Here is an 11310-nt window from a genome sequence, read left to right on the forward strand (position 1 = left end):
GACCGCTTCACAAGGGATTTGACCGAACCGTCGCACTCGCCGTGCGGCCCCGGGCCGACGGCCCGTGATGAGTTTTGCCCGGCGGAACGGTCATCACCGGGTACAGCGTCGTCACAGGAGGTCGTCGATGGTCGAACCACCCGAACCACCCCCCGAATCGGTCCTCCCCCGGTCCCCCGCCCTGATCGTGTACGCCCCGCTCACCCGCGCGGATGTGCCCGGTCTGTGTGCGCGCCTGGTCGAACTGCTCCGCCACGAGCGGGCCGACCCCCTGCCGTGCGACGTGAGCGCCCTGGTCTGTCCGGACCTGGCCGTGATCGAGGCGCTGGCCCGCCTTCAGTTGACCGCGCGCGGACTCGGCCGACGCATCCGTCTGCGCGGCGCTTCGGGCGAGTTGCGCGACCTGCTCACGCTGACCGGCCTGGACACGATCGTCCCGGCCGGCCCGAGGGAGGCGGGGTTACGCGTCGAGTGTCGCCGGGAGGCCGAACAGCGGGAACAGGTGCGGCACGTCCAGGAACGAGTTGAGGCCGATGATCCGCCCCTCTGAGATCTCGATGACCTGCAGCGCCCACGGCTCGAAGCCGCCGCCGGGACCGCCGGCGCGGTACTGGCCGAAGCCGGGCGTGCCGTTGGCCACGATCGGGACCAGGCGCGAGCCCCGGCAACCTATGCCGGTGCCCAGGAACCACTCGCGGATGTCGGCGTGCCCGCGCAGCCACAGCTCGTACGGCGGCATCGACAGGGTCGCGTCCTCGCGCAGCAGGGCGGTGAGCGAGTCGAGGTCGTAGCGCTCGAAGGCGTCCACGTAGCGGGCCAGGAGCGACTGCTGCTCCTCGTCCATCGGCCGCACCGGATCGGTCGCGGTGACCTCGCTCTCGGCGAGCGCGGCCCGGGCGCGCTGCAGCGCGCTGTTGACCGAGGCGACCGAGCTGCCGAGCAGTTCGGCCACCTCGCTCGCCTTCCAGGCCAGCACCTCGCGCAGGATCAGCACCGCGCGCTGGCGCGGGGGCAGGTGTTGGAGCGCGGCGACGAAGGCCAGTCGTACGCTCTCGCGCGCGACCGCCAACTCGGCCGGGTCGGCCACGCTCGGCACGACCCGGCCGTCGGGGATCGGCTCGATCCAGGTGGCCTCGGGTCGCGCCGGGGTCAGCGCGGAGGAGGCGGGCACCGGCGAGGACAGGTCCATCGGGCGGGCCCGGCGCTCGCGCCCGTTGAGGCTGTCCAGGCACACGTTGGTGGCGATCCGGTACAACCACGAGCGCACCGACGAGCGGCCCTCGAAGCGGTCGAAGCTCTTCCAGGCGCGGACCATGGTGTCCTGGACCGCGTCCTCCGCCTCGAAGACCGAGCCCAGCATCCGATAGCAGTAGCCGGTGAGCTCGACCCGAAACGGCTCGAACTGCTCCTCGACCACGTCGACGCCGTCCGTCGCGACCAGGTCACTCATCGGAATCTCCCGCGAATTGGGGCTTCATCGACCACGCGGCAGAGTCTAGGCAGCCGCACCGACAATCGCCCGGGCACGGCGCGGCGCGGCGCGCCGGGCGACGGCGGGTCAGTCCACGGGCAGCGCGACCAGTTCGTCGGCGTAGCACCACGCCCACTCCTCGCCGGGCTCGAAGGAGCGCACCAGCGGATGGTCGGCCGCGTGCCAGTGCGCGGTCGCGTGCCGGTTCGGCGAGCTGTCGCAACAGCCGATGTGCCCACACGTCAGGCACTCCCGCAGGTGCACCCACCGCGTGCCGTCGCGCAGGCAGTCCTCGCAGCCCTCGGTCGACCCCGGCCGCACGTTCTCGGGCAGTGTGTCGAGGTGCGCACAGGGCGTGTCCGTGGGCCGCCCGGCACCGTCCTGGACCACCTGGTACTGCGTCCCGGCCATCGTCGTACTCCTCGTCCGGCGCGGCGGGCGACACCCCTTGCGTGCGCCCGATCGTCCCCTGCCTACCACGCGGACCTTCCCCGGCGCGCGGACCGCCGCGCGCGCCGCGATCGTGCGCCTCGATCACGCGCTTCGGTCACGCGCTTCGGTCACGTGCCCCGGATCCGCGCCTCGGTCACGGCGCGCTTACCGCCCGTCCGCTCGTCGGCCGCGCCGTACCCGGTCTTCCGTGCCGCTCGCGGCTCTCAGTAGCCTCCGGATGGCGGCGCCGGTCCTCGCGGACGGCGTCTCGACGGGATGCACAGGCCCGTTATCGGATTATCCGATTATCCCCAGGGAGTGCGTGTGATACGGGACTTCAGCGGCCGGGTGTGCGTCGTCACCGGCGCGGGATCGGGCATCGGTCGGGCGCTGGCGACGGAGCTGGCCGCGCACGACGCGCGCCTCGCGCTGGCCGACGTGGACGCGGAGGGACTGGCCGAGACCGCCGCACGGGCGGCCCGGCTCGGCGCGCGCGAGGTGCACACCGAGGTCCTCGACGTGTCCGATCGGGCCGCCGTACTCGCCTGGGCGGACGCCACCGCCGCGCGCTTCGGCGGGGTGGACCTGGTGGTCAACAACGCGGGCGTGGCGCTGACCGCGGGCGTCGAGGAGATGTCCTGGGACGACTTCGAGTGGCTGATGGGCGTCAACTTCTGGGGCGTGGCGTACGGCACCAAGGCCTTCCTCCCCCACCTGCGCCGCTCGCCCGACGGGCACCTGGTCAACATCTCCTCGGTGTTCGGCCTGTTCGGCGTGCCCTCGCAGAGCGCCTACTGCGCGGCCAAGTACGCGGTGCGCGGGTTCACCGAGTCGGTGCGCCAGGAGCAGCGGGTCTCCGGCTCCGGGGTCGGGGTGACCACCGTGCATCCGGGCGGGATCCGGACCGACATCGTGCGCAACTCGCGCGCCGCCGCCGGGCACGACAAGGACCGGGTGGTGGCCCTGCACGACTCCGTCTCGCGCACCTCGGCGCAGCGCGCGGCGCGGATCATCCTGAGCGGGGTGCGGCGCGGCCGGTCCCGGGTCTTCGTCGGCGCGGACGCCACCGCGATCGACGTCGGCTCGCGGCTGCTCGGCTCGGTCTTCGAACCGCTGGTGCGGATGGTGTCCCGGCGGCCGGGGGCGAACACTTCGGCCCCGACCGGGCCCGCGCTCCCGCCGGACGGGGCGGGCTCGGCGCCGGCTTTGTCGGCGAAGGGGTATTCGGACCCCGTTACCGGTGGGTAGAAAGTAGCGGAGGGGCGCGGGCGCGGGAGGCGGACATGGCGACGGACACCGGGGGCACCGGGACTCTCCTTCGGCACGACACCACGATCCACACCGGCGACGGCGCGGCGCTCGTCGCGCGGGTGGCCGGGCCGCCGGACGCGGCCGTCACGGTGGTCTTCGCGCACGGCTGGACGCTGCACGGCGAGGTGTGGCGGCCCCAGGTCGAGGCGCTGGTGGCGGCGGGTGTCCGGGCGGTCGCCTACGACCACCGCGGACACGGGCGATCCACCGCCGGGCGGGCCTCGCCGTGGACCATCGACCTGCTCGGCGACGATCTCGCCGACGTGATCGACGCGGTGGCGCCCGGCGGCCCGGTCGTGCTGTGCGGGCACTCGATGGGCGGTATGACGATCATGGCCCTGGCCGCCGCCCGGCCGGAGCTGTTCGGGTCGCGGATCACCGGGGTGGTCCTGGTCGGCACGTCGGCGGGCGACCTGGTGCCGACCGGCCGCGGGTTTCCCGCGTCGGTGCGGCTCAGGTCGGTCGCGCAGAGCCGGTTCTTCGCGTTCGGACAGCGGTATCCGCGTGTGTTCACCCGGGGCCGCACGCTCCTCCCCGGCCCGGACCGGCCGGGTCATTTGCGGGTCGTGCGCCGGAGCCTGTTCGGTCCCGACGCCGATCCGATCCTGGTGCGCGAGTGCGCGCGGATGTTGTTCGCGACGCCGATGACCACCGTGTGCGGCTTCTTCCCGGCACTGGCGCGGCACGACAAGGCGGGCGCGCTGGCGGCGCTGGGAACCGTACCCGTGCACATCGTGGTGGGCGCCCACGACCGCCTCACCCCGCTCGCCCACAGCCGAGCGCTGGCGACCGAGTTGCCCGACGCCACCCTGCACATAGCCCCCGACTGCGGTCACATGGTCTTCACCGAACGCCCGGACAGCGTGATCGACCCGCTGCGCGAGATGTGCGTGGGCGGCGTGTCCCGCACCCGAACGCCGGACGGACCGATGCGATCCGGCCCGTCCGGCGTTTGACGACAGCCGGCCGCGGGCCCGGCTTCCGGGCCTGCCCGGGAACCTCAGCTCGGCTCGATGCCCAGCAGCTCCGCGGTCCAATCCGGATCCCCCGTGACCACGGCGAGCAGCCGGGTGGCCCGGGTCAGCGCGACGTAGAGGGTGCGCATGCCGTTGGGGGACTGTTCGACGATCCCGCGCGGGTCGACGATGACCGCGACGTCGAACTCCAGGCCCTTGGCGTCGAGCGCGTCCATCAGCTGCACGCGCGCGTCCAGGCCGGCCAGGTCGGCCGCCAGGTCCTCGGTCGCGCCGACCGGGGTGACCACGCCGATGGTGCCCTCGCCCGCGTCGAGCAGTTCGCGCACCAGCTTGCGCACCACCGGACCGGTCCGCTCCCCCGCCGTGGCGTGCACGGTCGGCGGCTCGCCGCCGCTGCGCACGGCCCGCGAAGGCCGGGCCCCGGGCACCGCGCGCACCAGCACGCGGGCGGCGACGTCGGCCACCTCGACCGGATTGCGGTAGTTGGTGGTCAGCTCGAACTCGTACCGGCGGCGTTCGCGCAGCGCCTCGGCCATCGCCGCGGCCGACGCGCTCGGGTCCTCCCAGGCACTCTGGGCGGGGTCCTCGACGATGGTCCAGGTCGCGTGCCGGCCGCGGCGGCCGAGCATCCGCCACTGCATCGGGGTCAGGTCCTGCGCCTCGTCGACGACGATGTGCGCGTACTCGACCGGCTCGTCCTCGTCCTCGTCGCGGGCGCGGCGCGCGCCGCGCCCGCCGGACATGCGGTCGGCGTAGGTGGTCACCTCGGTGATCTCGTCGGGCACGTCCCGGCCGACCGTCTCGCCGCTGAAGATGTCCCGGCCGTCCACCACGTACGGGTTGTCCTCGTCGGGGCTGCCGTGCACCGGCGTGCGCTTGCGCGGCAGCGGCCCGAGCAGCCCGGTCAGCTCGTCCATCAGCGCCACGTCGTGGAAGGAGACCTCACCGGTGCGCGCGGTCCGTGCCCAGGAGCCGGCCAGCACGGCCACCTGCTCGGGCGTCAGGTTCCGCTCGAAGCGGCGCAGCCGCTCGGGGTCGGCCAGGCCCGCCAGCACGTCCACCGGCCGCTGCAGCGGCCACCACGCGCGCAGGAACGCGGCGAACTCGTCCCGCGCGGCCACGTCCTCGTGGAAGGCGTCCTTCTCGCCGCGGCCGGCGCCGCGCGAGAGCAGCCGGCCCCACAGCTCGGTGAGCAGTTGCCGGGCCACCTGGAGGCGGGCGGTGTTCGGACCGCCGCGGTTCTTGGCCAGCACCTCGCGGCGGATCCGGCGCAGCGCCTTGTGGTCGAGCACGATCCGGGTGCCGCGGTGCGAGACCACGAACTCGGTCGGCGCGCCCGCCGGCACGTCGGCCACGGCGCGGCGGAGCAGCCCGCTCATCACCGCGGCGCCCTTGAGCCGGGCCGCCGCGGCGTCGTCGTGGTAGGCCGCCTCGACCCCGTCGACGAGGTCGCCCAGCGAGCGCAGCACCGCGCCGCCCTCGCCGAGGGACGGCAGGACCCGTTCGATGTAGGCGGTGAAGCGGGGGTTGGGGCCGACCACGAGCACGCCGCGCGAGCCGAACCGGCGGCGGTACTGGAAGAGCAGGTACGCGACGCGGTGCAGCGCGACGGCGGTCTTGCCGGTGCCCGGGCCGCCGCGGACCAGCACCGAGCCGTCGATGGGCGCCCGGATCGCCTCGTCCTGCTCGCGCTGGATGGTGGCCACGATGTCGTGCATCGAGCCGTCGCGGGTGCGGGAGAGCGCGGCCAGGAAGGCGCCGTCGCCGATGATCACCATGTCGCCGGCGGCGTCCGGGTCGAGCAGGTCGTCCTCGATGTCGACGACCGAACGGCCCCGGCAGTGCAGGACCCGGCGGCGGATCACGCCGCGCGGGTCGTCGGGGGTGGCGCGGTAGAAGGCCTCGGCGGCGGGGGCGCGCCAGTCGACGACCAGCACCTCGCTGTCCTCGTCGCGGATGCCGATCCGGCCGATGTGCCGGGTCTCGCCGTCGAGCTGGTCGAGCCGGCCGAAGACGAGTCCGTCGTCGGCGGCGTCGAGTGAGCGGGCCCACAGTTCGGCGCGGTAGACCATGACGTCGCGCTCGACCAGGGCCGCGCGGGTGCCGACCTGCGCCTGCCGGTAGCCCTGCCGCAGCAGTGCCTGGGCTTCGTCGCGCATGTGTTCCAGGCGCGCGTAGGAGCGGTCGACGTGGCCCTGTTCCGCGGCGAGCTCGTGTTCCTTGGCCTGGGGGTCGCCTGCCGGCGCGGGCATAGAGAAGCTCCTTGTGACGTGACACAGGTCGGCGCCCACGGTGGACGAGGCGTCGACGATCGTATGTGTCGCCGGCGCCGTCTTCCCGCGGGCCGATCCGCCCACGGGGGTTGCGGCTGGGGTCGGGGGTGCTCCCCCGGAGGACAGAGGACACAGTATTCGGGACCCGCGCCGCCATCCGCGACGCCCGGGCGGGTCACCCCGAGCCGGCGACCGCCCGGGCACCGGGACCCGTCGACGGGAAGGCCCCGGGCGGGAATCCCCTCAGGCGCGGCCGGCCCGGACGGGAGACCTCGCAAAGGGCGTGCCTCTCGGGACGGGAAGCCCCTCGGGCGTGGCCGACACGGGCCGGAGACCGCTCCGACACGCCCGACCGGGACGGGCAACCCCTCGAAGGCGTCCCCTCGGACGAGCGACCGCTCGGGGGGCCGCCGGACGGGAGGGCTCGCTCGGGGCGTTCCCCGCCGGACGGGTTCGCGCGTCCGGCGTGGGGTGGGGGACGGTCAGGTGCGGCGGGCTCGGAGGAGGCGTATCGCGATCACCACGCCGATCAGGCCGACGCCGCCGAGTGTCGCCCACAGCCACGTCGAGGTCCCCGCGCTGCCGCCACCGCCGCCGTCGCCCGGCGCGAGGGCGGCGCGCGCGGGCCCGGCGGCCTCGACCGCGGCGGTCACGGTGATCCCGAAGCGGGCCTTGGCCTCGTGCTTGGTCGGCGCGTTGTCGGAGACGGTGACGCCGAATCCGGTCTCGCCGGCCGCGATCGGTATGCCGGCGATCACTCCGCTGTCCGGGTCCAGGGTCAGGCCCGGCGGCAGCGGATCGTCGGCGATCCAGTGGTAGGGGGCGGTGCCGCCCTGGGCGGCCAACTTGGCGGTGTAGGCCCGGCCGACGGTCGCGGGCGGCAGCGCGGCGGCCGGCAGCACCAGTGCGGCCGAGGGCACGCCGTCGACGGCGGCGGAGGGGTCGGATTCGCCGACCGCGTTGACCGCGCTCACCGTGTACGAGTAGGTCGTGCCGTTGTCCAGGCCCTGGTCGGTGTAGGTCAGGGTGTCCGCGCCGAGGGTGGCGAGCGGCGCGCCGGCGGCGGCCTCGCCGTTGGTGGAGCGGTGGATCAGGTAGTTGGTGAGCGGGCTGTCGCCGGTGTCGGCGGGCGGCATCCAGGAGAGCACGGCCTGCCCCTGCCCGGCGGTCACCGACAACCCGCCGGGGGCGCCCGGCTTCCCGCTGCCCACCCCGGCCAGGGTCACCGTGCGACTGCCGCCCGGGATGTTGCCGGTCAGGGTGAGTTTGCCGGCGGCGGTGCCGCGCTTGGTCGGGGTGAACACGACGGCGAACGAACACGAGGATCCGCCGGGCACGTTGGTGTCCGGGCCGAAGGCGCAGGTGGTGCCGCCGGGGTCGATGGCGAACGGGCCGTCCGCGGTCGCGGCGGAGATCATGAACGGCACGTCGCCGCTCGTGGTGATCGGCAGGTTGCGGGTGGCCTTCTGCCCGACGGGCGAGGCGCCGAAGTCGATGGCGGGCAGCACGTCGCCCACCTGCGCGGCGGGCACGGTGAAGGACAGCAGCGCGTGCCCGTCGCCGACGCCGCCGGTCGCGGACGTCTGCGCGCCGGGGAAGACGAGCGGATCGGCGTAGGGCACACCGACGGCCGCGGCGGGGGCGTGCAGCCAGGGCAGCGGGGTCGAGGCCGAGAACAGCGTCGTGGCGTCGTCGGCGATCCGTACCACCAGCGTCGCGCCGGCCTGGAGCGGACCGCCCGCCGTCACCGCGGCGGAGCCGGCCACCGACGTGCCCTGGGCGCCGCCGACCGCCCGGCCGTACACGGTGGCGGTCATCGCGGTCGCGCCGGCCGGGACGGTGACCCGATGCTCGCCCGCCCCGGTGACCGGGGTCTGCACCTGCGTGCTGCCGCCCGGCGCGGTCGGGGCGGCGGGTCGGGAGCGGATGCCGGCCGGCGTCGCGGCCGCGGCGACCGCCGGGGCGAGTGCGGCGAGCCCGATCGCCGCCGCGAGCAGTCCCGCGCCGAGGGAACGAGGGCGCGGGCGACGACGGCGAATGACGCTGTGCATGGAGATGGACCCCCGGGTGGGCTGCGGCTCTCGATACCGGACGGCACCGGACGGCCCACCCCGACCCCCGCTTTCCCGGGTTCGGCGAATTCCGCGCGCTCGGCTTTCCGGCAGCTCCTCAGCGCGGATGCTAGCGGTCGCCGCGAAGGACCGGGAGTGCCCCCCGGCGGAAGATCACCCGATGGAATTCGGCGCAGCGGGCCGCCTGTACGGGCGCGGCCCGGCAAATCTGACCATCCGTCAGATATCCCGTCCGCGACGAGCGACCCCACTCGCCCCCACCCGGGCGGCACTCATCCCCGGCGGCGCCCTCCGGGCGGGGACCAGTCGGCGCCGTCGCGCGAATCGACGCCGTATCGGGGTCCGAGCAGGGCGATCGCCGCCGAGAACAGGACGAGGAACCAGGCGACGTACACATTCACGAGACACTCCCGACGACACGATGGAATCGGCTCGCGGAACGACGAGCCACTTTCCATTCTGTGTACGATCGGACCGCCCCGAAAGGTCCAATCATCGTCAGGTGGACTGTGTTTGCCCGGTGCTGCGGACCGGAAATGGCGATCCTCCGGCGCGAAGGGCCGTCGACCGGGCATCGTGGCCTCAAGCTCCCGCCGGGCCCGGGACGGTACCGGCGGGGTGGCCGGCGGCGTGCACCTCCCCCCAGTGCGCCGCCGAGGAAGGCGGGCCCGCGGGCATTCCCCCCGCTCGCGGGTCCGTCGCCCCCGTTCCGGCCGCCCGGGCGGCTCGGCGAACCGCCGCGCCCGGACCGCCGTTTCACGCCCGGCGCAGCGCGAGCACCACGTCCCGGATCCGCCCGTCGTGCGCCGGATCACCCGGCAGCGGCACGGTGACCGCGTCCGCCAGACCGGCCCAGCGCGCCGTGATCAGGTCCGGCAACTCCTCGTAGGTCGCCATCGGGACGAGCGTGTCCAGCACCTCGTCGGTGATCAGCCGGCCCGACTCCGCCCACGCGTCGCGGCGGATCATCGCCCCCAGCCGGTCCTGGAGTTCGCCCCAGCCGTACAGGTCGAGCGTGCCGCGATACGCGGGCGTGGAGTACAGGAACGCGAACAGCCGCCGCTGCCGCTCGCGTTCCGCGTCGAGCGCGGCCCGGTCCGGACCGGCGATCAGCTGCGTGCCCGCGACCAGTTCGAACCGGCGCGGGGCCGACGCGCGGGCGCGGCCCTCGGCCACCGCCGGGCGGGCCAGCGTCTCCAGATAGCGCGGATTCGAGTTGGTGGGGTGGGTGACCAGCCCGTCGGCGAGCTCGCCGGCGAGCGCGCACATCCCCCGGCCGACCCCGCCGAGCAGGATCCTCGGCGGCGTGGTCTCCGGGTCCGGGCCGGGGTTGAAGTAGGGCTGCATCCGGGTGAGTCGGTGGTGCGGGCCGTGGTGGGCGGGCGGCTCGCCGGTCCGAAACGCCTCGAACGCGGCCCGGACCGCGCCCAGGTAGTCCCGCATCCGCTCCACCGGCGCCGACCACGGCATCCCGTACCGGTCCTCGATGTTCTGCCGGACCTGACTGCCCAGGCCGAGTTCGAACCGCCCGCCGGAGAACCGGGCCAGGTCCCACGCGCCGTACGCGCTCAGCAGCGGCGAGCGCACGAATGCCAGGGCCACCGAGGTGCGCACCACGATCCGCTCGGTGTGCTCCAGCGCGAGCAGCGCGACGGCGAACGCGTCGTGCACGGTCTCGGCGACGCCCAGTCCGTCGAACCCGGCCGCCTCGACGCGCCGCGCGTGGGCCGGCACCTCGCGCAGCGGCATCCGGGGGTCCATCCCGGTGTAGACCCTCACCCGGGGAAGTCCTGGCCGACCAGCGCCTCGGACAGCGTCCACAACCGCGCCGCCGCGGCGACGTCGAGCGCCCACGGCGCGTGCTCGGCGCTGATCGCGCAGTCGGCGAGGTACACCCCGCCGACGTCGACCAGTTCGGGCGCGGTCGCCGCCCACACCTGGGTCGCGGCGCCGCTCTCCACCCGCTTGAGCGGCGGCATCTTCGCGGCGGTGACCTTCTTCTGCAGCGCGCGCCCGGCGGTGGGGGTCAGGTATCGGCCGAGGTTGGTCGCGACCATGCCCGGGTGCACCGCGTAGCAGCGCACGCCGCGCTCGCGCAGCCGGCGGTCCAGTTCGACGGTGAACAGGATGTTCGCCGTCTTGGACGCGCCGTACGCCGTCCAGGGGTGGTACTCCTCCGGCGCGCTCTCGTAGTTCGGGTCGGCCCAGCGCACGTCCGACGCGACGTGTCCGGCGGAGCTGAGGTTGACCACGCGCGCGCCCGCGCCCAGGGTCGGCACGAGCAGGTTGGTCCACAGGAAGTGGCCCAGGTGATTGGTGCCGAACTGGAGCTCGAAGCCGTCGGCGGTGCGCTCGAACGGGGTGGCCATCACACCCGCGTTGTTGATCAGCACGTCCACCCGGGGAAACCGCTCGCGCACCTGCGCGGCGCCCGCGCGGACCGAGGCCAGCGAGGTCAGGTCGAGCACCGCGTACTCGACGCCGTCGGGCAGTTCGGCGAGCGCCGCCCGGCCCTTGTCCGCGTCGCGCGCGGTCACCACCACGCGGGCTCCGGCCGCCGCGAGCACCCGCGCGCTCTCCCGGCCCAGACCGGAGGTGCCGCCGGTGATCAGCACGGTGCGACCACTCGGATCGAGGCCGGCCAGGACCTCGTCGGTGGTGGTGTCGGGTCCGAAAGGCATGGCACACTCCGCACACTGGATGCTTGACTGTGTTTAGCACTATGGAGTGTGGAGGTTGCCTTGGCAAGGCCGTCGAGGTTTCGGGTGACGGGC

At 74.3% G+C, this 11310-nt stretch carries 10 protein-coding genes; 3 read left to right on the forward strand and 7 right to left on the reverse strand.

Annotated features, from left to right (window positions below; all coding sequences use genetic code 11):
• The first annotated feature begins 127 nt into the window (after nucleotides 1-127).
• The gene (locus tag EMA17_RS31820) at nucleotides 128-550 is read left to right on the forward strand and encodes an STAS domain-containing protein (RefSeq protein WP_126640620.1); all 423 of its coding nucleotides are present in this window, start codon (nucleotides 128-130) and stop codon (nucleotides 548-550) included.
• Here EMA17_RS31820 and EMA17_RS31825 read toward each other — a convergent pair.
• Together EMA17_RS31825 and EMA17_RS31830 are read right to left on the reverse strand one after the other, a co-directional pair.
• On the reverse strand, nucleotides 461-1450 hold the full coding sequence (locus EMA17_RS31825) for a sigma-70 family RNA polymerase sigma factor (protein ID WP_126640621.1): 990 nt from the start codon (nucleotides 1448-1450) through the stop codon (nucleotides 461-463). The two genes, EMA17_RS31820 and EMA17_RS31825, sit on opposite strands and share 90 nt — an antisense overlap.
• A gap of 108 nt (nucleotides 1451-1558) precedes the next feature.
• Nucleotides 1559-1882, reverse strand: a complete 324-nt coding sequence (locus EMA17_RS31830; protein ID WP_126640622.1) for a ubiquitin carboxyl-terminal hydrolase 14 — start codon at nucleotides 1880-1882, stop codon at nucleotides 1559-1561.
• A gap of 339 nt (nucleotides 1883-2221) precedes the next feature.
• Between EMA17_RS31830 and EMA17_RS31835 the strand changes: the two genes are divergently transcribed.
• Both EMA17_RS31835 and EMA17_RS31840 read left to right on the forward strand, forming a co-directional pair.
• A complete protein-coding gene (locus tag EMA17_RS31835) occupies nucleotides 2222-3151 on the forward strand; it encodes an SDR family NAD(P)-dependent oxidoreductase (protein WP_246127027.1) in 930 nt (309 codons plus the stop codon).
• Nucleotides 3152-3186: 35 nt separating this feature from the next.
• Nucleotides 3187-4170 carry an alpha/beta fold hydrolase gene (locus EMA17_RS31840; RefSeq protein WP_126640623.1) on the forward strand — a complete coding sequence of 328 codons (984 nt, stop codon included), beginning with the start codon at nucleotides 3187-3189 and terminating at the stop codon, nucleotides 4168-4170.
• Between the two features lie 44 nt (nucleotides 4171-4214).
• Here the strand turns inward: EMA17_RS31840 and EMA17_RS31845 are convergent, their stop codons facing one another.
• From EMA17_RS31845 to EMA17_RS31860, 5 genes are all read right to left on the reverse strand, one after another.
• A complete protein-coding gene (locus tag EMA17_RS31845) occupies nucleotides 4215-6443 on the reverse strand; it encodes a HelD family protein (RefSeq protein WP_126640624.1) in 2229 nt (742 codons plus the stop codon).
• Nucleotides 6444-6946: 503 nt separating this feature from the next.
• Nucleotides 6947-8515: a fibronectin type III domain-containing protein gene (locus tag EMA17_RS31850; protein WP_126640625.1), complete on the reverse strand. Its 1569-nt coding sequence runs from the start codon at nucleotides 8513-8515 to the stop codon at nucleotides 6947-6949.
• Nucleotides 8516-8808: 293 nt separating this feature from the next.
• Nucleotides 8809-8937, reverse strand: a complete 129-nt coding sequence (locus EMA17_RS55485) for a hypothetical protein (protein ID WP_281290552.1) — start codon at nucleotides 8935-8937, stop codon at nucleotides 8809-8811.
• Between the two features lie 355 nt (nucleotides 8938-9292).
• Complete coding sequence (locus EMA17_RS31855) at nucleotides 9293-10315, reverse strand: TIGR03617 family F420-dependent LLM class oxidoreductase (RefSeq protein ID WP_126640626.1); 1023 nt, start codon at nucleotides 10313-10315, stop codon at nucleotides 9293-9295.
• Complete coding sequence (locus tag EMA17_RS31860) at nucleotides 10312-11217, reverse strand: SDR family NAD(P)-dependent oxidoreductase (RefSeq protein WP_126640627.1); 906 nt, start codon at nucleotides 11215-11217, stop codon at nucleotides 10312-10314. Before EMA17_RS31860 ends, EMA17_RS31855 begins: the two co-directional genes overlap by 4 nt.
• Nucleotides 11218-11310: the final 93 nt, after the last annotated feature.

Source organism: Embleya hyalina (genome assembly GCF_003967355.1).
Lineage (GTDB): Bacteria > Actinomycetota > Actinomycetes > Streptomycetales > Streptomycetaceae > Embleya > Embleya hyalina.

Excerpts from the sequence above, each read along its gene's own strand:
- EMA17_RS31820 (WP_126640620.1), top strand. The coding sequence starts at position 128 with ATGGTCGAACCACCCGAACCACCCCCCGAATCGGTCCTCCCCCGGTCC.
- EMA17_RS31825 (WP_126640621.1), bottom strand. The coding sequence starts at position 1,450 with ATGAGTGACCTGGTCGCGACGGACGGCGTCGACGTGGTCGAGGAGCAG.
- EMA17_RS31830 (WP_126640622.1), bottom strand. The coding sequence starts at position 1,882 with ATGGCCGGGACGCAGTACCAGGTGGTCCAGGACGGTGCCGGGCGGCCC.
- EMA17_RS31840 (WP_126640623.1), top strand. The coding sequence starts at position 3,187 with ATGGCGACGGACACCGGGGGCACCGGGACTCTCCTTCGGCACGACACC.
- EMA17_RS31845 (WP_126640624.1), bottom strand. The coding sequence starts at position 6,443 with ATGCCCGCGCCGGCAGGCGACCCCCAGGCCAAGGAACACGAGCTCGCC.
- EMA17_RS31850 (WP_126640625.1), bottom strand. The coding sequence starts at position 8,515 with ATGCACAGCGTCATTCGCCGTCGTCGCCCGCGCCCTCGTTCCCTCGGC.
- EMA17_RS31860 (WP_126640627.1), bottom strand. The coding sequence starts at position 11,217 with ATGCCTTTCGGACCCGACACCACCACCGACGAGGTCCTGGCCGGCCTC.